18 protein-coding genes and 1 pseudogene are annotated in these 21,396 nt (G+C 59.6%); 12 read left to right on the top strand and 7 right to left on the bottom strand.

What is annotated here, in order from left to right:
- Nucleotides 1-352: 352 nt before the first annotated feature.
- From FHT86_RS08510 to FHT86_RS08480, 7 genes are all read left to right on the top strand, one after another.
- Nucleotides 353-2,269: a hypothetical protein gene (locus FHT86_RS08510; RefSeq protein WP_133706403.1), complete on the top strand. Its 1,917-nt coding sequence runs from the start codon at nt 353-355 to the stop codon at nt 2,267-2,269.
- 40 nt (nt 2,270-2,309) lie between these two features.
- Nucleotides 2,310-2,528, top strand: coding sequence for a hypothetical protein (locus FHT86_RS08505; protein ID WP_133706402.1), 219 nt, complete (start codon nt 2,310-2,312; stop codon nt 2,526-2,528).
- A 205-nt stretch (nt 2,529-2,733) separates the two neighbouring features.
- Entirely contained in the window at nt 2,734-4,182 is a 1,449-nt protein-coding gene (locus tag FHT86_RS08500) for a hypothetical protein (protein ID WP_133706401.1), read from the top strand.
- Nucleotides 4,160-4,975, top strand: coding sequence for a hypothetical protein (locus FHT86_RS08495; RefSeq protein WP_133706400.1), 816 nt, complete (start codon nt 4,160-4,162; stop codon nt 4,973-4,975). Before FHT86_RS08500 ends, FHT86_RS08495 begins: the two co-directional genes overlap by 23 nt.
- Nucleotides 4,975-6,012 carry a hypothetical protein gene (locus FHT86_RS08490; protein WP_133706399.1) on the top strand — a complete coding sequence of 346 codons (1,038 nt, stop codon included), beginning with the start codon at nt 4,975-4,977 and terminating at the stop codon, nt 6,010-6,012. Before FHT86_RS08495 ends, FHT86_RS08490 begins: the two co-directional genes overlap by 1 nt.
- A complete protein-coding gene (locus FHT86_RS08485) occupies nt 6,006-6,998 on the top strand; it encodes an OmpA family protein (RefSeq protein ID WP_133706398.1) in 993 nt (330 codons plus the stop codon). The genes FHT86_RS08490 and FHT86_RS08485 overlap by 7 nt, the downstream gene beginning before the upstream one ends.
- Nucleotides 6,999-7,156: 158 nt before the next feature.
- Nucleotides 7,157-8,095 carry an SGNH/GDSL hydrolase family protein gene (locus FHT86_RS08480; RefSeq protein WP_133706397.1) on the top strand — a complete coding sequence of 313 codons (939 nt, stop codon included), beginning with the start codon at nt 7,157-7,159 and terminating at the stop codon, nt 8,093-8,095.
- Nucleotides 8,096-8,153: 58 nt separating this feature from the next.
- Here the strand turns inward: FHT86_RS08480 and FHT86_RS08475 are convergent, their stop codons facing one another.
- The 3 genes from FHT86_RS08475 to FHT86_RS08465 form a co-directional block, all read right to left on the bottom strand.
- Nucleotides 8,154-9,776 (bottom strand): ABC-F family ATP-binding cassette domain-containing protein, encoded by a 1,623-nt coding sequence (locus FHT86_RS08475; protein WP_133706396.1) that lies wholly within the window; start codon nt 9,774-9,776, stop codon nt 8,154-8,156.
- Nucleotides 9,777-9,928: 152 nt separating this feature from the next.
- Entirely contained in the window at nt 9,929-11,650 is a 1,722-nt protein-coding gene (gene poxB, locus FHT86_RS08470; protein ID WP_133706395.1) for a ubiquinone-dependent pyruvate dehydrogenase, read from the bottom strand.
- A gap of 337 nt (nt 11,651-11,987) precedes the next feature.
- The gene (locus FHT86_RS08465) at nt 11,988-14,246 is read right to left on the bottom strand and encodes a heavy metal translocating P-type ATPase (RefSeq protein WP_133706394.1); all 2,259 of its coding nucleotides are present in this window, start codon (nt 14,244-14,246) and stop codon (nt 11,988-11,990) included.
- Nucleotides 14,247-14,317: 71 nt separating this feature from the next.
- On the opposite strand from FHT86_RS08465, the gene FHT86_RS08460 reads away from it, so the two are divergent.
- Nucleotides 14,318-14,740, top strand: coding sequence for a helix-turn-helix domain-containing protein (locus FHT86_RS08460; RefSeq protein WP_133706393.1), 423 nt, complete (start codon nt 14,318-14,320; stop codon nt 14,738-14,740).
- 195 nt (nt 14,741-14,935) lie between these two features.
- On the opposite strand, the pseudogene FHT86_RS38850 reads toward FHT86_RS08460, so the two are convergent.
- A pseudogene (locus FHT86_RS38850) lies at nt 14,936-15,112 on the bottom strand (cupin domain-containing protein); the annotation flags it as partial.
- Nucleotides 15,113-15,376: 264 nt separating this feature from the next.
- Complete coding sequence (locus FHT86_RS08450; protein ID WP_133706392.1) at nt 15,377-16,150, bottom strand: adenylate/guanylate cyclase domain-containing protein; 774 nt, start codon at nt 16,148-16,150, stop codon at nt 15,377-15,379.
- Between the two features lie 196 nt (nt 16,151-16,346).
- Between FHT86_RS08450 and FHT86_RS08445 the strand changes: the two genes are divergently transcribed.
- Nucleotides 16,347-17,354 (top strand): transporter, encoded by a 1,008-nt coding sequence (locus FHT86_RS08445; RefSeq protein ID WP_133706391.1) that lies wholly within the window; start codon nt 16,347-16,349, stop codon nt 17,352-17,354.
- Between the two features lie 221 nt (nt 17,355-17,575).
- On the opposite strand, the gene FHT86_RS08440 is transcribed toward FHT86_RS08445, so the two are convergent.
- Nucleotides 17,576-17,776 (bottom strand): hypothetical protein, encoded by a 201-nt coding sequence (locus FHT86_RS08440; RefSeq protein WP_133706390.1) that lies wholly within the window; start codon nt 17,774-17,776, stop codon nt 17,576-17,578.
- Nucleotides 17,777-18,482: 706 nt separating this feature from the next.
- Here FHT86_RS08440 and FHT86_RS08435 point away from each other — a divergent pair.
- A complete protein-coding gene (locus tag FHT86_RS08435; RefSeq protein ID WP_133706389.1) occupies nt 18,483-19,190 on the top strand; it encodes a type 1 glutamine amidotransferase domain-containing protein in 708 nt (235 codons plus the stop codon).
- A gap of 166 nt (nt 19,191-19,356) precedes the next feature.
- Here FHT86_RS08435 and FHT86_RS08430 read toward each other — a convergent pair whose 3' ends face one another.
- On the bottom strand, nt 19,357-20,271 hold the full coding sequence (locus FHT86_RS08430; RefSeq protein ID WP_133706388.1) for a LysR family transcriptional regulator: 915 nt from the start codon (nt 20,269-20,271) through the stop codon (nt 19,357-19,359).
- A 166-nt stretch (nt 20,272-20,437) separates the two neighbouring features.
- Between FHT86_RS08430 and FHT86_RS08425 the strand changes: the two genes are divergently transcribed.
- Nucleotides 20,438-20,863: an ester cyclase gene (locus tag FHT86_RS08425; protein ID WP_133706387.1), complete on the top strand. Its 426-nt coding sequence runs from the start codon at nt 20,438-20,440 to the stop codon at nt 20,861-20,863.
- Nucleotides 20,864-20,900: 37 nt separating this feature from the next.
- A complete protein-coding gene (locus FHT86_RS08420; protein ID WP_133706386.1) occupies nt 20,901-21,125 on the top strand; it encodes a DUF2798 domain-containing protein in 225 nt (74 codons plus the stop codon).
- The last annotated feature ends 271 nt before the right edge of the window (nt 21,126-21,396 follow it).

Genomic DNA, 21,396 nt, shown 5'->3' with positions numbered 1-21,396 from the left:
ATCGGAGCAAGTTAGGTCATCTCCATGATTTGGCTAGCAGTTTATCGAGGCGATCACAAAAATTTGCCCCCTTTCGTCGTGGCTCAACCGGCAAAAGTGGCCAAATCAGGATCCGCTCGATGTCACGCTCCGCCGATGAACTCTCACTATCTTGCCGTGTGTCGGGATGGAACACTTATGTCGCCTGTGGATTGCAGTTTGAGTTGAAATTCGCCCGGCCTTCGTTCACATTAATGGGGACGAGGGACGTTCAGCCTATTTCATGACCGAGCCCAAGCCCAAATACGCCTAATCCGGTACTAGACCCGGTTGAGTTGTCTACGAACCTCGCCTCTACGGATTTCGGGACTTGATGACGTTTTCGCTGCGCACATTCGGCGGTTTGAAGCTTCTGGACAGCGACGGTCATGATGTCGCTTTTCCGGAGAAAGGCCTGTTGATCCTCGGCTATCTGTTGGCGGGTTCGATGGAGCGAGAACTTCGCAGCACCATCGCGCAGTTCCTTTGGGGACATGATGATAACGGCAGTGCGCAGGTCAACCTCCGCAAGCTGGTTTCGAGAATAAAGAGTCGTCAGGCCGAATTGGGTGTGCAATTCCTCCGCTTCACCGAAACCGTGATCGAGCTTGAACCGTCGTCGCTCGCTTCGGATATGTCGTTCATTGATGGCACCGATGAGCCACTTTCAAAGCTGGCGCAGCTGGTGGAGACGATGGAATCCGAGTTCTTGGCGGGAGCCAATTGCCAAAGCCCGATTTTTCGCCGCTGGCTGCGGGCCCAGAAAGACGGGCATGCCGGCCTTCTGAAGGAGACCTTGACCATTGCCGCGGCAAGGGCGGTCGCGAAGGAAGAGATCGCGCTTGTAAAGGAGGCAGCTCTGCTGATCTTCAGCGCCGATCCAGAAGATGCGGATATCCACCGGATGCTCCTGAAGATCTTCGACGCCGCCGGGGAGGTGGAGTATTTTCGGCAGATATTTGAGGGGCGTGGCGAGCTTCTGGCTTCGTGGTCGCGGCTGAGGGCCAAATCCTCTCCGGTTCTGGAACAAGTTCGCGAGCCCGGTTCGATGCCGATGTTCAAGACAGAGGCCCAGACGGCGCCGAAGATCAAAATACCGCGTCTCGTCTTACTCCCGCCCAGCAATTACAGCCGCAAAAGCAGTGGGGCGATGATTGCGGAGTCTCTTATCGAAGATATCACCATCGGCTTCTGCGCGCTGAACAGCCTGCAGGTGATTGCCCCCTATACCGCCGTTCAGATCAGCCGGCAAAAAAACGAGGATCCGCTCGTGACATTCGAGCGGCATGACATCGCGTATGTTCTGGACACACGACTAAGCGGACAAGACGGCGAGATGTCGTTGTTTTCGCAACTGATAGAGTTTGCCAGCAGTGAAATCGTCTGGGCGGAGCGCTTCAGCCTGGAATTGTCGTCCCTCGTGCATCAAAGACGGGATATTTCCCGGCGCATCGCGCTGTCCGTAGCGAGCCAGATCGAGCGCCACGAAATGATGCGGTCGCATTTCGAGGAAAAACCAACGGCTTATCACCGCTATCTCATGGGACGCCGATATCTCAACCGTCTGACGCTGCCGAACTTGCAGCGGGCGCGCAAGGAGCTGATAGCCTCGCTTGAGGAAAGCCAAAACTTTGCTTTGGCGCTGAGTTCGATCGCCCGAACCTATTCGAAAGAATGGTTGCTGACGGCACGCGGCGATGTTGAGCTGCTGAAGGCGGCCGAAAAATATGCGATGCAGGCGATTGCGGCTCGGCACAACATGGCCGACGGCTATCGCGAGCTTGGTGTCGCAAAGGTGCTGCAAGGGGCGATCGACGAAAGCGTCGAAGCGCTGGAATTGGCCGAAACGCTCAGCCCCCACTATGCCGATGTCATCGCCGACCACGCCGATACACTGACCCATTGGTCGCGTCCGGGCCTCGCTTTGCGCAAGATCGAGCGCGCCATCGAGTTGAACCCTTTGAGCCCGGACTCCTATCTCTGGACCGCCGCGGGAGCCAATTATGCCCTCGGTGAGTTCGATGCCACGTTGAGTTATATCAATAAAATGGCCGACGGCAGTTTGGCGGACAGGCTTTCGGCCGCAAGTTGGGCGATGCTGGGCGATAAAGAGAAGGCGGGCTTCTTCGTTCATAGGGCTCGCGAAAGCAATCCCGACTTTGATGTCGACAAATGGTTGTCCGTCGTGCCGATCAAAGAGCAATGGCACAAGGACATATATCGAGAAGGTCTAAAGAAAGCAGGCTTTTAGGAAACAGTTTTCAAGTCAACCGTAACGAAGGGATATCGGCATGACAAAGGTTGTTGTTATCGGCATTAAAGGCGAAGAGGGGCTGTGGGTGGTCGATCTCAGCGCGAGGAGCGTGACGCCCCTCCATCCACCCAAGGCAGGGACACTCAAGGCTGTTGCCGATCTCCGGGCGAGCGGTGCATCCATCGTCAAGGGTGTCGATCTGGCCGTTACGGTCAAGGCGGCGGATTCCGCGTTTTCGGGCCATTTCGACGGCTAAAGAACGCGAGAACCGAAGTGCCCTTCGATGGGCACTTCTGCCCTTTCAGAACGAGTATGGGGTTCGAGCCGGACATCGTCCGCTCGGGCTATTCTTTACCACAATCGCATCTTAACCTTGGCGGCAACGCTGGACCAGAAACAACCATTGCGGTATCGGTTTTTCGGTGGTCCTTTTAAAGTTGATGTGTCGCCGAGGAAGATCATTGCGATTCGAAGCCTTAAACCGCCTCTGGGAGACCGTTCGGGAGACCAGCCATGATTATCGGGCCTCTACCGACGTATTTCCCGTTGTCGATGTCGAGCAGCTGAGCACCACGCTCAGCCTGAAGGAGAAGGGCGCGGCCAACGGCGGGCTCAATCGGCCGGGGCAAAGCGCCCAGTCCTTCGATGAGACCGAGCAGCGGGTCATCGCCTGGGTCGAGGCCGAGAAGAAGAGCTCCTATCAGGTTCTCGAAGACCAATTCCAGACTTTCGACAGCCGCCTGCGCAACCTCGATTTCGAGGGGCAGTTCGGGCTGATCCGGCAAGCGAATGCCTCCAGTATTTCCGATTTCAAGGCGGAGGTTGCGAGCGGCGTCGACGAGTTGCACGGCCTGCGCCGCAATCTGAAGACCGCCGAGGACGAGATGGTGGATTTCAAGTCCCGGCACAGGCTGCAACGCGCCGCGAAGGTGTCCAGCAAGGCGGCCTGGAGCTTCAAGGTCGCGCTGATCCTCTTCCTCATCCTCACCGAGATGGTGATGAACGGCAGCTTCCTTGCCAAGGGAAGCGAGCAGGGGATTGTCGGCGGTGTCACGGAAGCGGCGGCGTTCGCCTTCCTGAACATCGGCGCGGCGCTGATGTTTTCCTTCTTCTGCGTCCGTTTCCTGGTGCATAGGTCGTTTTTCCTGAAGCTGCTCGGTCTGCTCGGCTTGGTCGCCTACGTCGTCGTGGCGCTCGCGATCAACATCGCGCTGGCGCATTACCGCGAAGTGTCGGCAACCATTCTCACCGGTGCCGGGACGGAGGTGATGCAGCGGCTGAAGACTGCGCCGCTGGGTCTACAGGAGCTGAATTCCTGGATGTTGTTTGCTGTCGGCCTGATGTTCTCGCTATTTGCGTTCATCGACGGCTGTTACCTGACCGATCCCTATCCTGGATTCGCCGGCGTGCAGAAGCGCCTGGATGCGGCGAGGAGCAATTACATCGACCGCAAGCTCGATCTGATTGACGATCTCCGGGATATCCGCGACGAACACAATGGCAAGATCGAAGAGATTATCCGCGATCTCAGCATGCGTCGGCAGGAGACCGCCGCCATCATTGCTCATCGCGCCAGAACGGCGGGCCTCTTCGCCGAACACCAAAATCATCTCGAACGCACTGCCAACACGCTTCTGACCATCTATCGCGAGGCGAACAGAAGTGCGCGTACGGAGCCGGAGCCGCCTTACTTCGCATCCCACTATCAGCTTGTGCGGCTGATGCCGGTCCTGCACACCGACGAGGACTGGGATGACAAGGTGCTCGGCGAGCGGATCCAGAGTGCGCAGGCCGAGTTGACTCAGCAGATCAAACGGATCGGCGACGAGTTCGAAAGCGCTATCGAGAAATATCACCAGCTCGACAATCTTTTCCCGGAGAGCACCATTGGCACGACGCAAGCGGCGTAGCCGAGGCGGCAGCTCGGCCGGTCTTATCATCGCGACGGTTTGCCTCGCCGTTCTGTCCCTCGGTATTGTCGGCGGCTACGGCTGGCTGCGCTACAAGGCAAGCGGCAATGTAGCGGTGGACCAGGCTTCGCTCTGCCCAGTGGACGGCCCAAAGGCGGAAACGGCGATCCTGCTCGATGTTACCGATCCGATCTCGGACACGACGGCGCTCGACCTGCGCAATCAGTTCCAGAAGATCGTTGCCGATGTGCCCATCGGCGGTGAGATCGACATCTATGCCCTGACGGAGAAGGAGGGCGAGCTTATACAGACCTTCCACGGCTGCAACCCGGGGAGCGGCGCCAATGTGGATGAATGGACCAGCAATCCGCGCCTGGCGCAGGCGCGCTGGGAAAAGGGCTTCGCAAAGCCGCTCCAGAATATTGCAGGCAAGCTGAACGTCGGCGAGGCGGGCAAGCAATCGCCGATCATGGCCGGCATCCAGAAGATCAATCTGGAGGTCTTCGCGAGCGCTGCCGACATTCCGAAACATCTCTACATCGCCTCCGACATGGTCGAGCACACCGACGCCTTCTCGAACTACCGCGACGGCGCCTCCTACCAGAAATTCCAGCAGAGCCCCGCGCGGGACAAATTCCGGACGTCACTGGATGGTGTCATGATCAAGATCCTCGCCTTTCAAAGGCCGAACATGAAGTTCAGTATGGAGGATCTTGCAAATTTCTGGGCGCAGTGGATCAAGAGTAATAATGGCTATTTCGACGGCTTCGTCCGATTGGAGGGGATACGCTGATGGCCAACGTTGAGGCAAGGTTAGCCATGCGCGACTATGGGCCGATGGCCCTCTTTGCGCTGGTTACCATCGGCGGCATGATCTTCATCTGGACGTCGAAGCTTCTGGACTGGCCGCTGCCGATCGTCACGGGTGTGCCGCTGCTGTTGATGGCGATCTACTTCGTGATCTCGCTGGCTTTCGCCGGTTTTCGCCTGCACAACGAGCAGGCAGGCGACAATCTCTACTACATGGGCTTTCTCTTCACCCTGTCGAGCCTCGGCGTATCTCTCTACCTCTTCGCGGGCGAGACGTCGATCGAGACGATCGTCCGCAATTTCGGCATTGCCGTCACCTCCACCATCGCCGGTGTGACGCTGCGCATTCTCTTCAACCAGATGCGGCGCGATCCCATCGACATCGAGCGCAGCGTCCGCCACGAGCTGGCCGAGATGACGCGGCGCGTGCGCACGGAACTGGACTCGTCGTCGCGTGAATTCTCTCACTACCGGCGTGTCAGCAATCAGATGCTATCGGAAGGTTTTGAAGAGATCGCGCGTCAGGCAGAACGAAACGGCGAGGAAATTCAGAAGATCCTGGAGGTTTTGGCGAAGCAGGCGGTCAAACCCATCAGTGAGGCGTCAGCGCAACTGACGGAAACGACGTCGCAACTGTCCGAGATCATCGGGAAATTCGGCACGGCCGTCGAAACCGTCGGCAAGAAACTCGAAGAGATCCGCTCCCCAGAAGACGTTGTCCGCGCCGAGCTGGCCCCGGCTATCGCCGCCATCAGGGAGATGGCGGAGGCGCAACTGCAGCCCCTGAGGAATATCGAACAGACCCTGAGCCACATGGCGGATTTGCCGGGTCGATCGTTTTCGCCTGAACTAAAACAGGTAGATCCCCTATGGGTGCCGCAGGCGGAAAAACGGTCCGCCCACCAAAATGAACCCATGGACGATAAGCCGCTCTCGGAGGCAATCGCAACCAATTCGGCCAACGAAAACGAGCCGCCGGTTGATACGGCTCGGCGCAAACGCCGGTGGCGTCTATGGTGATCCGCGTCTCGGACACTACGCCGAAGCTGGAGCATAAGGGCTACAATCGTGGCCTCATCCTCGGCCTGACCATGGCCGAATCCATGCTGCTGCTGGTCTTCTGCCTGCTGCTGGTCGCTGCGGCCATGATTTCCGCGGAGAGGAACCACCGTTATGAGGCCGAGCGGCGGCTTGCGCTGCTGGAAAAGAAACAATCCGAGCAGGCCTCGCTCATCGTGCAACTGCAATCGAAGCTGATTTCCGGTGATCTCTCGGCGGCGGACCGTGCGACGCTGCAAAAGGAATGGCGCGAGCTGGTGCTGGCGCGGCAGACGTTGGACAGCATGGGTGCGGACGGCACGAAGCCGGAGGATTTGCAGGAGCTTGCCAAAGTCGCGGAAGTGCTGAAGCAGCATGGAGTCGATCTCGCCAAAGCACCCGACGAGGTGAGCAAGCTGCTAGCAGGGGACGGCACTGGAAAAGGCGCCCATGATTGGCCGCCGATCATCAATCTCGACGACGCCAAGAAGAATTATTTCCAGTCGGGCAGCGCCGAATTGACCAAGACCTTTGAACGGATGCTCGACACCACGATCTCGAATGAGATTGCCAGCAATCTCAGCCTCTACGACGCCGATATTGTCGAGGTGATCGGCCACACGGACGAGCAACGCGTATCGCGAGGAAGCTCGAACCTCGACGATACGCTGATCGGGGCGATGGATGGCAAGCTGCCGATATCGGCCGTCGAGCCTGCGGATAATGCCGGTTTAGGTCTGGCGCGGGCAATCGCCGTCGCCAATGTTCTGAAAGCCAATCCGAAGCTGAAGAATGTCACCATCCTGCCAATGTCGGCCGCCCAACTGATCCTGCCCGGCGATACGATCACCGCGGGGCAGGCGGGTGCCGTGGAATCCCGGCGACGTATCGAAATCCGGGTGCGCGGCAGGACTACGCCCGTTGCCGTCGTCAATGATGCAACGGCACTCCCCGTCAGCGTTCATTGAGCGCCTTGACCCTCGATATTCCGATACTTCCGATAGTGAGTTGGAATAATTGGATGTTAAATTATCTATCCCTAAAATAATCCGTATGCAATTTACTGTTGTTGATGGTATTGGTTGCATTCTTGAGCATTAACACGCTATCTACGTGAGGTGTGCCGATGCCGGAGAAAATTTCCTATTCCGATCTCGTAAAGCGTGCCCAAAGTGAAAGGCTGAGCGAGGCGGAGCTGCGGCGATATTTCGTGCTCGATGCCAACGAGTCGACCCCTTTCAATCCGCGTTTTCGGATCAATTACGACACCGTGGACGTCACCGGATTGGAAGCCGCAGCGGCGACCGCCGGTCACGGCCTGGCCATGGATGCCTCCGAAAAGCCGTTGGCGCGGCGCGCGACCGCCAGAGGCAGCGTCCTACATGTCGCCGAAGGAGATTCCTGGTTTCGGCTTCCCCGCATCTATCAGAATGCGATGCTGTACTACGTCGCCAGGAAGGTGCCGATCGATAATCTGGCGCATTGGGGGGATACGCTGGAGCAGATGATCAGCAAGGGAGAATATATCCCTTATTTGAAGGACAAGAAGACGAAAGTCCTTTTGTTTTCGGCCGGTGGAAACGACGTTCTGGGCACCAACCTCGAGCAGTGCCTGAACCTGTTCGATGCCAGATTTCCGGACCCGGAGCACGCGTCGTTTTACGTGCGCCGCCTGTTCTTCGAACAGTTGGATGCGGTCGAGGCTCAATACCGGCAGATCGTCACGCAGGTGGCGAAGAATTCGCCGCAAACCAAGCTGTTCGTGCACGGATACGACTATGCGCGGCCGATCGAGCATGGCGTATTCCTGGGTCAGCATTTCGAGCGCCGTGGTCTCTATCCGCGCCCATATGGTGAGCTTTGCCGGGCGATCGTTCGCTACATAATCGATCAATTCAATGAGCGCCTGGCCCTGATCGCTCATCACTATGAATTCGTAACCTACATCGACTTCCGCGGAACGCTGGGCGCTGGCCAATGGTTCGATGAGCTGCACCCGACGAATGGCGGCGCGAAAGAGCTGGCGGACAAGCTGCTCGTGCATCTTGGCGATGCTCTCGTTTGAACTCCGTCCCGATGGCATGAGAGAACGTGTCATCTCACGCCACCGGGGCCATTGCGGCTCAACTCCGCAGGCCGGGAGCCTCATGGCCGGTGCGTGCCACGTATTCGGTGTAGCCGCCGCCATATTGGTGAATGCCTTCGGGCGTCAATTCCAGCACGCGGTTGGACAACGCTGCCAGGAAATGCCGGTCGTGCGAGACGAACAGCATGGTGCCTTCGTATTGCGACAGGGCCTTGATGAGCATTTCCTTCGTGTCGAGGTCCAGATGGTTCGTAGGCTCGTCCAGCACGAGAAGATTTGGCGGATCAAAGAGCATCATCGCCATGACGAGCCGCGCCTTCTCGCCGCCTGACAGCACCCGGCACTTCTTCTCGACATCATCGCCGGAGAAGCCAAAGCACCCGGCCAGAGCGCGCAATGAGCCTTGTCCCGCCTGGGGGAACTCGTGTTCGAGCGACTGGAAGACGGTGCGTTCGCCATCCAGCAAGTCCATGGCATGCTGGGCGAAATACCCCATCTTTACGCTGGCACCCAGAGCGACGCTGCCTTCATCCGGCTGTGTCGAGCCCGCCACCAGCTTCAGCAAAGTGGACTTGCCGGCGCCGTTGATACCCATGATGCACCAGCGCTCCCGCCGCCGCACCATGAAGTCCAGTCCTTCATAGATGATGCGACTGCCATACTTCTTGTGCACGCTCTTCAGGTTGACCACGTCTTCGCCCGAACGCGGTGCCGGCTGAAATTCGAAGGCAACCGTCTGGCGACGTTTCGGCGGTTCCACCCGGTCGATCTTCTCCAGCTTCTTCACGCGGCTCTGCACTTGCGAGGCATGCGATGCGCGCGCTTTGAAACGCTCGATGAATTTGATTTCCTTGGCCAGCATGGCTTGTTGGCGCTCGAACTGAGCCTGCTGCTGCTTCTCGTTCTGCGCCCGCTGCTGTTCGTAAAATGCATAGTCGCCCGAATAGCTCGCCAATGAACCACCGTCGATTTCGATGATCTTGGTGACGATGCGGTTCATGAACTCGCGGTCGTGCGAGGTCATCAGCAATGCGCCCTCGTAACCCTTCAGGAATTCTTCCAGCCAGATGAGGCTTTCCAGATCCAGATGGTTGCTCGGCTCGTCGAGAAGCATGACATCGGGGCGCATGAGGAGAATGCGGGCGAGTGCGACGCGCATCTTCCAGCCGCCCGACAGCGCGCCGACGTCGCCGTCCATCATCTCCTCGCTGAAGCTCAGGCCTGCTAGAACTTCGCGGGCGCGTCCTTCGAGGGCGTAGCCGTCCAGCTCCTCGTAGCGCGCCTGCACTTCGCCGTAGCGCTCTATGATCCGGTCCATGTCGTCGGCCTGGTCGGGATCGACCATGGCCGCTTCGAGCTCCCGCAATTCGGCGGCAACGACGCTCACCGGCCCGGCGCCCTCCATGACCTCGGAGACGGCGCTACGCCCCTCCATTTCACCGACATCCTGATTGAAGTAGCCGATGGTGACGCCCTTATCGACGGACACTTGTCCTTCATCGGGCTGCTCCTGTCCCGTGATCATCCGGAAAAGCGTCGTCTTGCCGGCGCCGTTCGGACCGACGAGCCCGACGCTCTCGCCTCTATTAAGCGCCGCGGACGCCTCGATGAAGAGAATGCGATGGCTGTTCTGCTTGCTGATATTTTCAATACGAATCATGTTTTTTACGCGAGGCCCGAAAAAGATTCGGCGCCCTTATGCCATGTGTCGCGCGGCCTGTCGCAGCTTTTCAGCCTCATGATTCATCGAAAATCGTCGCTGATACGAACACCTCCACCTTCGCCATGCCTTTCGGGAACACGGCTTTATCCTCAGCGTGAAAGGTTCACCTTGGCAAGGTCGATCAGCTCGTTGCATCGCCCGTCGAGGACGGCCTTCATCATGAACACGCCGAAGTGGTAGGCTTCGCCGACCGTCGTCTTCGGCGGCATCACCAGCTCCTGGCGAGCGCTCACAACGTCCACGAGAACCGGACCGTTGTGGGCCAGGGCTTCGGACAGCGCCGCCTTCAGATCCTGAGGCTTTTCGACCCGGATTCCCTTTACTCCCATCGCTTCTGCCATCGCGGCAAAGTTCGGATTGTCGAGATCGCATCCCACATCGACAAAACCGCCAGCCTTCATTTCCAGCTCGACGAAACCAAGCGTGCCGTTGTTGAGGAGGATCACTTTCACCGGAAGACCGATCTGCGACAGCGTGATGAAATCCCCCATCATCATGGTGAAGCCGCCATCGCCGGACATGGAGATCACCTGGCGGTCGGGGAAGCTGGCCTGCGCGCCGATGGCATGCAGCATGGCGTTGGCCATCGAGCCGTGATTGAACGATCCCACCAGCCGTCGCTTGCCGTTCATCTTGAGGTAGCGGGCCGTCCAGGCGATTGGCGTGCCGACGTCGCAGGTGAAGATCGCATCGTCATTCGCCAGCTCGCTCACCAGACGCGTGACATATTGAGGATGGATCGTCTGGCTGTCTGGATCGGACTCCGCCAGCCTGTCCAAGCCTCGGCGGGCATTCTCGTAATCGGCGAGGCAAGCGTCGAGATGGTCTTGATCCTGTTGCTCGTCGATCTGCGGTATCAGGATTTCGAGCGTCGATTTGACGTCACCGAGAACTCCGAGGTCAAGAGCGCATCGATTGCCAAGGGCTTCCGGACGCACGTCGACCTGCGCGATTTTCGCATTCTCGGGATAGAACTGGCGATAAGGGAAATCCGTCCCGAGAAGCAGCAGCGTTTCGCAATCCTTCATCGCGTTGAAGCCGGACGCAAAGCCCACCAGCCCGGTCATGCCGACGTCGTAAGGATTGTCGTATTCGATGTGTTCTTTTCCGCGTAAAGTGTGCACGATGGGAGCTTTCAGGCGGCGCGCCAATTCGATGACCTCGGAATGAGCCCCGTTGCATCCGGCGCCACACATCAACGTCACTTTCGTTGCGCCGTTCAACATCGCTGCCAGCGCTGCGATATCGTCACTATTCGGCCGCAGGACGGGCTTGCTCGGCACGAGCCAAGCCGGAACTTTCGCAGAAATGGGCTTCAGCGCGACGTCGCCTGGTATGACGACGACCGCGACACCTTTCTTCGCAACGGCGACTCGAATCGCGCGCGAAAGGATTTGCGGTAGCTGATTGGGACTTGAAACCAACTCGACATAGTGGCTGCATTCCTTGAAAAGGCTCTCGGGATGCGTCGCCTGAAAATAGTCGATCCCAATTTCGGTGCTGGGAATATGAGCCGCAATCGCCAGCACGGGAACACCGCTTCGATGGGCATCGAAGAGCCCGTTGATAAGATGAAGGTTGCCGGGACCGCAGCTACCGCAACAGACTGCCAGCTCTCCTGTCAAATGCGCTTCGGCCGCCGCTGCGAATGCTCCACCTTCTTCATGCCGCACATGGACCCACTCGATCGTCTTCATCCGGCGCAGGGCGTCCGTGAAGCCATTGAGGGAGTCGCCGACAACACCATAGATCCTTTTGACGCCCGCCAGATCGAGCGCCGAGGCCATGAATTCTGCAGCAGTCATAGACATCAGGGGTCTCCTTGTTTCGCGCCCACGGTCGAAGACGTCATGAGCCGTTGCTTCCGCTCAGGGGTATCGTTGAATGCAGCCGGGATTGAGGTCGGCAGGATGAGTGTTCAGGATGAACCGCCCGCCGATCAAGGTTGACGGCTTAACGCTCATTTACATGTTGCCGGGTTCAAATCCGGCAAGTGGCTTTTCAACGAAGATTAAACGACGGCAATGGCTGCGCGTAGCGAGACTGCAGGACGTGGCTGGGTTTGATCCCTATCTATTCTGGCCATGATCCGAGCTGCCGCGAAAACGAAGAGTCTAGAGGAATTGGGGGAAGCCGTCCGGCCACCGTCTATCTTGCGATGAACGCGCCTTTCCATCTCAGCAGTCTCATTGCATTCGCGGTGACCAGCACCGTTGCGCCGGTATCGGCCAGGATCGCCGGCCAGAGACCGGTGATGCCGACGATCGTGGTCACCAGGAATACCGCCTTGAGGCCGAGCGCCATGGTGATGTTCTGGCAGATGTTGGTCATCGTCGTCCGGGACAGCACGACCATGTTGGCGACGTCGGTCACGCGACCGTGGAGCGCCGCCGCATCCGCTGTTTCCAGCGCGACGTCGGTGCCGCCGCCCATGGCGATGCCAACGTCGGCGGCCGCCAACGCGGGCGCGTCGTTGATCCCATCGCCGACCTTGGCGACGATCTGCTTTTGCGCCTGCAGTTCGCGCACGATGCGCTGCTTGTCCTCCGGCAGGAGCTGCGCGCGAGGTTCAATGCCGAGGCCCTTCGCAATGGCACTGGCCGTGCGGGCATTGTCGCCGGTCAGCATGACGGCACCGATTCCGACTGTTCGGAGCGCTTCGACCCCTGCGCGAGCATCGGCGCGGGGCTCGTCGCGCATGCCGATTAGGCCGGCGAGCTTGCCCTCGATCACAAGGGCGGAGACGCTCTTGCCTTCGTCGTTCATAGCCTCGACCCGTGCGTCCTGTTCGGCGGAGAATGGCTCTACCTCCCGCGCCGCCTGTGGGGAGAGAAGCGACATGGTCTCGCCACCGACACGGCCGCTGACGCCCTTGCCCGGCAAGGCCCTGGCCTCGGCCGCAGGCGGCATCGGGACATGATCAGCTTTCGCCCGTTCCAGGATCGCAACCGCAAGCGGATGGCTCGAGCCGTTTTCGAGCGCGGCCGCTCGTGACAGCACCTGCGCCTCGGTTTGGCCGAAGCCGACGATATCCGTCACCTTGGGCTTACCTTCGGTCAAGGTGCCCGTCTTGTCGAAAGCGACCGTCGTTACCTTGCCCATGATCTCCAGAACGGCACCACCCTTCAGCAGCAAGCCGCTGCGGGCGCCGGCGGACAAAGCTGCCGCAATTGCGGCGGGGGTCGAGATTACGAGGGCGCAGGGGCAGCCGATGAGCAGGATGGCCAGACCTTTGTATATCCATTCCAGCCAGCTCGCCCCTGTCGCCAGCGGCGGCGTTACCGCGACCAGTGCCGCGACGGCGACAACGCCTGGCGTATAGTAGCGCGAGAAGCGGTCGATGAACCGCTCCGTGGGGGCCTTGGATTCCTGCGCCTCTTCGACCAGCTTCACCACACGGGCAATCGTGTTGTCGGCCGCAGCGGCGGTGACTTTGACGCGCAGCACGGCGTCCGTGTTGATGGTGCCTGCAAAGACCTTGGCATCCACGCTCTTGCGCACGGGCGTGCTCTCTCCGGTGACCGGCGCCTCGTCGATGGCGCTCTCGCCTTCGATGATCACGCCGTCGGCGGCGATGCGGTCACCGGGGCGCACGAGAATGACCGTACCCACTTCCAGGCTGTCAGCCTGAACCTCGCGGGTCTGCCCGTTCTCCTCCACCAGCGCTGTCTTCGGAACCAGCGTCGTCAGCGATTGGATGCTGGCGCGCGCCTTTCCTGCGGCAACGCCCTCCAGCAGCTCGCCGACGAGGAAGAGGAAGACGACGGTCGCCGCCTCTTCGCCGGCATTGATGATGACTGCGCCGACGGCTGCTATGGTCATCAGCATCTCGATGGAAAACGGCGTGCCCGCCAACGCCGCCATGACGGCGCGCCGCGCGATCGGCACGAGACCGACGAGCATGGCGACGATGAAAGCGTAGGGCGCGATTGAGGGTACGAGATGGCCGACGGCATAGGCAGCGATCAATGCCGCGCCCGACATGATCGTCAGCCGACCCTTTTTGCTGGCCCACCAGGGGCCATTCATTGGGGCATGGTCGTGACCGTGCAGCCCCTCGATTTCTTTTTCGGCATGGTCGTGATGATCATGATCGGCGTGGTCATGGGCGGAATGGTCATGGCCGTCGTGACCGTGCTGATGGTCATGATCGTGCGGATGTTTGGAGGGCGTGGATGCTGCCTTGCCCGCCAGCGGGGCAACGGTGTAGCCGAGCCCCATCACCTTCTTTTCGATGGCTGCAAGGTTGCTGGTCTGGTCGTGGTGAACGGTCATTGTCCCGGCGGTCACCGAAACCGAGACATCCTCGACACCAGGCATCCGTCGCACAGCGGTATCGATCTTGGTCGCGCAAGCCGCGCAATCCATACCTCCGACTGCGTATCGCGTCTGTGTCGCCGCTGCCATGATCCGTTTCCTTGTCAAACCGTGGCACCTTTCCTACATCCTCTAGTGGCTAGAGGTGCAAGAGGAAAATCATGAAAAAGATCACGATCGGCGAAGCCGCCCGGCAAAGCGGCGTGAAGGTCCCGACGATCCGCTATTACGAAAGCATCGGGCTTCTTGCGGAACCGGACCGGAGCGAGGGTAATCAGCGCTCGTACGAGCCGTGGCATCTGCACAGGCTGGCTTTCATCCGCCATGCTCGGGAACTGGGCTTCGAAGTCGATGCGATCCGCACGCTTCTTGCCCTGCAGGATGATCCGCATCAATCCTGTGCCTCGGCCGATGCCATCGCCAAGGCGCGTTTGATCGAAGTCGAGCAGCGGATACGCAGCCTGACGGCACTGAAAGCCGAACTGGAGATGATGGTCGAAGGTTGCGGCCACGGCCGCGTCGACCAATGCCGGGTGATCGAAGTCCTTGCCGATCACGGGCAGTGCATGCATCCGCACCATTGATCCAACGCGGCGTGGCGGCCAGCACGCCGCAAGAAGGCGAGGGGATTGGTCGTGCGTCAACGACTTCTTGATGCCCAGGATAACTGCGTCACTGGGGCGATGGCCAATCCGGGAGCAAAGTGATGCCGAACCTTGGCGAAGCCTCGCGGAGACGCTCGATCTCCTCGGGTGTCGGAGGCCCCACCACTTCGTCCCGTCGAATTCGTGGCCACTTTCCTCGAGAAACCGGTCGAACAGGGCGGGAGTCCCGATCAAGATGTATCTGCAAGGATTGCCGCTTATGTTCATAAGCTGGTGCGGAATGCCGCGCGGCAGGAAGATGCTCTCGCCCACGGTCAGACGCCGGGGCTGGCCGTCGATCACCGCGGTCATCTCGCCTTCGATGACGTAAACCGCCTCGTCGTCCTTGGCGTGGACATGGATCGGCGTCCTCGTGTTTCCGCCGCTTTTGTTCTCCAAGAGGCAGAACTGCCCCGCGGTCTGTTCTCCGCACAGCAGGCGTTTCATGACGACGCCTGCAAGAACGAATTCCTTGCTGTCGATATCACTCATTGTCGCTTCCTTTCCACGGATCGTACAGGCGACGGGGGCGGGATCGACACTCGGGAGAAAGCTGGGGCGCGGTGGCGCAGCAGGTTAGCTCTTGACCAGCACCCTTGCCTGCACCTGTTGTTCTATGCCCTTGAGCATAAGCGGACGCACTTCGGCTCCTGCCGTGAGATCCGGATCCTGAGTAGCCGTCTCGGCCGACACGAGAATTTCGCCGGCGGCGGCTTGGGATTCGAGCCGCGCAGCCAGATTGACCACGCCGCCGATCGCAGTGAAATCGCTGCGAAAGCTTGAAAACTCACCGATCTGGACATCGCCGGTATGGATGCCTATGCCGACGCCGAGCGCGCGGCCCGGCAACCCGCCGATATCAGGGTTCAAGCTGTTCAAAGCTGCGGTGCAGGACCGCTGTATGTCTACCGCGGCCATGATCGCTGCGGTGGCGTGATCCTTTCTCACGATCGGAAAATTGAAGATCGCCATCAGGCCGTCGCCCATCTGTTTGTTGACGATGCCATCGTGGGCCCAGATCGCCTGTGCGCACCGATCATGGAACAGGCTTACGATCTCGCTCAATTTTACCGCTTCGATGCGTTCCGACAGGTCCGTGAAGCCCCTGATGTCCGCAAACAGTATGGTTGCGCTGGCAGAGATTTGACGCTGCTTCTTGACGTATTGAAAGGAACGCTCGCAAATCGTGCAGATATCCGGATTCATCTTGCTGCGGGTGATGCCGAATGCGCGAAAGGGCAGGGCGAGTGGGCCGCGGATCGGGATGGGCACGCGCATCTGATCCCAGCAACCCCGGCAGATGCTGGCGTTGCTATGATTGGCAGGCACAGGGGGAGAGGCAGTTGTCATGTTCCGCAATCTGCTCCGGCTGATCAGACCCTAGGACCGCAATGCAACGAGCTTCTAATATTCTTTCGCTTTTTGCAACTCGCGGAATATTCCATGCGATAGGGAGGTGACGTCGCGTGTTGTGAAGTTCCGCTGCTTTCTGGGATATGTTTGCGAATTATCATATGCTGGCATCGACCGAATCGTGGGGGATGCGATGCGCGAGTGGTTTATCCGCAAGGGGGCGAAGGTTCTGCTAAAATGGGCGGTAAGGCCAGCGGTGGCGTTGGCCGCGATTGCGCTATCGGCCAGCCAGGCCCTCGCCGATGAAGGAGGCCTAAGCTTCTGGCTGCCCGGTACGTTCGGGAGCTTTTCAGCCGCCCCCAGCGAGCCCGGTTGGTCGTTCGCAACAATCTATCTCCACAGCAGCGCCGATGCGGGAGCTGGTAAGCCGTTCTTAAGAGGAGGACGCGTTGATCTCGGCGTCGATGGCCGAGCCGATTTGTTGCTGTTCGGGCCAACTTACACCTTCGAGCAGCCGGTCTGGGGAGGTCAGGCCTCATTCAGCCTGCTCGGCGTTGGTGGCCGAAGTGTCGGTTCGGTCGGCGCCACGCTGACTGGGCCGCGAGGCAACGAGATCAGTGCTCACGAGAGCCAATCTCTTACTGCCTTCGGCGATGTCATCCCGCAATTCACGCTCAAGTGGAATCAGGGCGTCAACAACTATATGGGCTACGTCACGGGCGATATTCCTGTCGGCTCGTATGATCCCGACCGACTCGCCAATCTTGGCCTCGGTCACTCTGCCATAGACGGTGGCATCGGCTATACATATCTCGATCCAAGCACGGGCCGTGAATTTTCGATCGTCGGCGGACTGACCTACAACTTCGAAAATACCGACACGAACTACAAGAACGGCATCGATAGCCATATAGACTGGGCAGCATCGCAATTCCTGAACGAACACGTCCATATCGGTCTGGCGGGCTACGCCTTCCAGCAGCTTACTGGCGACAGCGGCGAAGGGGCAACTCTAGGAGATTTCAAATCGCGGGTCTTCGGCATCGGTCCGCAGGTCGGCTACAAGTTCTCGGCAGGTGACAAGACCGACGGATATGTAAATCTAAAGGGCTTTTATGAGTTCGGAGCTCAGAACCGGCCGGAAGGCTGGAACGTCTGGCTGACGCTTGCCTTTACCCCGGCCGCCAAGAAGGGAGGCTGAACGGGGAAGATTCCACATCGCCCAGCGCTTGTCTGTCGGTTTTCGACAATTAACCATTTGAGCTTCCTCGCCTCGTGTCCGGCGAGGTGGGTTCGCCTCCAACGCGTTGCTCTGGGCAGGACAGACCACCAATGGAAACGCCGTTCGTTGGCCATTCGCCGATGCCCACGCGCCGGGTTGAAGAACCGGTTGAGGGCACCCGCCGGCCGCGGTGAAAGCAGCTAGCGGTTGGCAACTAATCGAAGTGCGGACGCACCCTCGGATCGGCCACGTCGCCGGCCCCGCGCAGTTGCTGTCAGAGCTTTAATCGGCTGCGGCTGTGTCATCACGATCACCTGCTCCGAAATCGCCCGCGCCTTTTTCGCGAGCGCGTCAAGCTTAGCGCGAATTTCATCCATATCCATGTGCGTCTGTTCGACCATTGCGCATCCTCCGAAAAGAGAATGCTAAATTAGACATATCGTATGGATAAAATCAATGTTCTGAGGGAGGGGCGTGGGCGACGCCAAGTGATCATCAATTAGATGCAGCCTTCGCCACGTGCTTGCCGCTCGCGTCCAAAGCCTCGCCAGGGTACCAACCTGCAGGATTCCACCAGCAGGGCAGTCCATCGGTTTGACCAGTTGGTGGGTTTTTTGTCCTGCCGTCATGCACACCATGGAAATGACCGCCTCGAGTCCGGGCGAGGCGGTCAATGCGGATTGGCATCCGCGGCCCTTTGGTGTGTAGGGGGGGACACCAAAGTGCTTGGTGGGCGGTCGCCCCATGGGAGGAAGATGTCGAGCCAATGAGAAAGGTTAACATTAAAGCACCTCCTTTGAAATTATACTGAGGTTGGCCAAACATAGACCTGAGTGTGAGGCGTCTTATGCGAGGGGTGCTAGTTCTGCAGCCTGGTCGCGAGTTCGGGCGGCATTTCGATGCGCAGCCGCTCGAGGGAGACAAGACGGCTGAATAGGCCGCCGCGGGAGCAATGTGGCACGAACCCGTCGCGCCGTAGTGTGAACTGTCTCAGGGTGATACAAAGGTATCGCCGATACCAATGTGCAACTGCGCCTGTTCTGGATAATCGGCACGCTTCCACCCGCGCAGCCGCTGGCTGCAACACAAGATCGGAAGGAGCCCACGATGAAAATCCTGATGGTTTTTACATCCCATGACATATTGGGAAATACCGGTCGCAAGACCGGCTTCTGGCTTGAGGAGGGCGCCGCGCCCTACTATGTGTTTCGCGATGCTGGTGTCGAGCTCACGCTCGCTTCCCCAAAAGGCGGTCAGCCTCCGGTCGATCCGAAGAGCGATCTGCCCGAAAACCAGACGCCCGCCATGGCACGGTTCAAGCAGGACAAGTCGGCGCAGAACGACTTCGCCACCACCTTGAAACTCAAGGACATGCGTTCGGAGGACTTCGACGCCGTGTTCTACCCCGGAGGTCATGGGCCGATGTGGGATCTGGTCGACAATCCGGATTCAATTTCCCTGATCGAATCCTTCTATAATTCGGGTAAGCCGGTTGCTGCGGTCTGCCATGCACCCGCAGTCCTCCATCGCGTGAACTACAAGGGTGCGCCGATCGTCAAGGGCAAGCGCGTTACAGGCTTCGCGAATAGCGAAGAAGAAGAGGTACAACTCACGAAGGTCGTGCCGTTCCTGGTCGAAGATGAACTGAAGCGGCTCGGCGGAGTATACGAAAAAGCGCCCAACTGGCAGCCATTCGCCATCACGGACGGCCGGTTGATTACTGGACAAAATCCAGCATCCTCGACCGCTGGGGCTCAGGCCCTTGCTAAGCTTCTATCCGACATGCAGTCGGCGGCTGGTTCGAGCGGTGCGTGAGGCACTTTGGCGCTCAATGAGCGGTGGAATTGCACCATGGCACGTTGATCGCCGGCTTTTGGCCGGGGACCTGAGCCACCCTGAGCTGCCTATCCATGGCGCAAAATTGGCGTCCACGTTGAGGGTGGTCACAATTGCTGCCTCCTAGCGAGGAGAGGCGGTCGCGCTACCTCCCGTTGGCGGCCGTCAGCGGCGTCTCGAGGATCAGACTCGTGCTTTCTAGCAGGGCCTCGGTCAGGAGCGCCACCAGTGGCTGGACGATATGCTGCAGGGCGGGGTTTTCACCGATGACGGAGACTTCGGCGACGGGGAGTGCCGGCCAGCGCTCGGAAGGGGGCAGGATCTTCATGCCGTTCTGGACGAAGGACTTGCCGAGGACGGTGACACCGAGGCCGCCAAGGACGGCGGCCTCGATGCCGATGAGGTTGCTTGCCGTGCAGGCCGTCACCCATTCGCGGCCGATCGCATCGAGCGCCTCCGTCATGACGCCGCGATAGATGCAGGGCGGGCGCATCATCACCAGGCGGACGGGCCTGCGGTCATCCATGCGATAATCGGGGCCGGCGATCCAGACCAGTGGTTCGCGCCAGACCACGCGGCCGGGATGGGGCGAACCGTCCTTCCGCCTCTTGGCGATGACGATGTCGAGGCGCCTAGCCTCGTATTCGGCGAGCAGCTCCTCGCTCGCCGTCGTCGTCAGCTCCAATTGCACGTCGGGATGGAGGTTGCTGAAGCGGGAGAGCAGCCGGGGAAGCTGCGTCTGGACCAGATTCTCGGAGATCCCGAGCCTGAGGAGCGGGACCTTTGGCGGATCGCGCAGCTCCTGCATGAAGCTTTCATAATGGGCAAGTAGCCGCTTGCCCGCCACCAGAACCCGCTCGCCGTCGCACGTCAGGCTCAGCGAGCGGCTGGTCCTGTCGAAGACGCGCATCTGCAGGATGTCCTCGAGGCGGAGGATCTTCTGGCTGACCGCCGATTGCGAGCGGCCGACCACTTCAGCGGCCGCGGTGAAGCTGCCGGTCTCGGCCACCGCCACGAAGGCGCGGAGCAGATCCGGTTCCAGATCGGGTAGTATCGTCATCGATTAGCCTTTCAACTAGATGCGATTAATACTATTCGCTTTTCTTCTTTATCGCAATCTCCAACAATGACGCCAGAAACGAACGTGCAACGCACGCTGTTTCAAAGTGATCGAGCGCCCTTTGCACGTCCTATCGGGCGCGCAGCGCTCTAAAGGAGATATGGACATGGCAAACAGAAATTCGGTCGAAATCGTCAATAATTTCTGGCGGGAAGTGTGGCAATCGAAGAACCCCGAGGCCGTCGACCGGCTGGTGGCGGAAGAATTCGTCATCACCACGGGCGGCGTCGAGGTCCGCTCGAGGGGAGCCTTCAAGAAGTGGGTCGCGGCCTTTCTTGCGAGCATCGACGACTTCCAGTTCGACGTCGTCGAGATCTTCCAGAACGAGACGGGCGACCGCGTCGTCTCCCGTTGGATCGTCACAGGCAGAAACAAAGGCTTCATGGGCTCGCCGGCCTGCGGCTCCCCGATCACTATGACCGGCACCGCCGTGATGCATGTGCGCGAGGACGGGCTCCTTCAGCATAACTGGGTGGAGCGCAATGCGCTCGAGGTGCATCGCAGCCTGGGTGGAGTAGAGCACGTCGCCTGACTTCCGCGCGACGGCGCCGCCCCAAGGATCATCAGCGATGCCCAGAATTCCCCGGAAATACCGCCATTTCGTCTTCGGCATCTTCCAGTCGGGGATAACCTGCGCCGTTGCGGCGGCGATCGCGAGCCTGCCCTTCTATGCGGAGGGAAGCTTCGCCGCCCACTGGTTGCGGGCCTATCTCTTCTCCTGGACGGTCATGCTCCCGGTTGTGATGATCGCAGCGCCTGTCATCCGCCGGCTTGCTGATGCGCTCACGGACTGAAGGGCAAGGCGAGATTTCGGTGCATCCCGTGGCTGAGGATTGGGATGCCGACACCGCGCCGGTGGCGGATTACTACGCTCGACGATGGGCCGAAGCAGTTCGATCGCTTCGGGCGACCGCCCTGCGTCGACCACCGAGTATATTTCATGGGATGCCATCCGGACGCGGGCGCTATTGGCGCGGCTCCCCCTAGTTCGGACGTGTCAGCTGTTGGCGCGAAGCGACGCTCCGGCACTTGCGGCGCAATCATGGGTGGGCGAGATTTTGCAGA

The sequence above is a fragment of the Rhizobium sp. BK313 genome, assembly GCF_014193655.1.
Classification (GTDB): Bacteria; Pseudomonadota; Alphaproteobacteria; order Rhizobiales; family Rhizobiaceae; genus Rhizobium.
The sequence above is the reverse complement of the archived record's forward strand: the minus strand, read 5'-3'. Positions and strand labels throughout refer to the sequence as shown.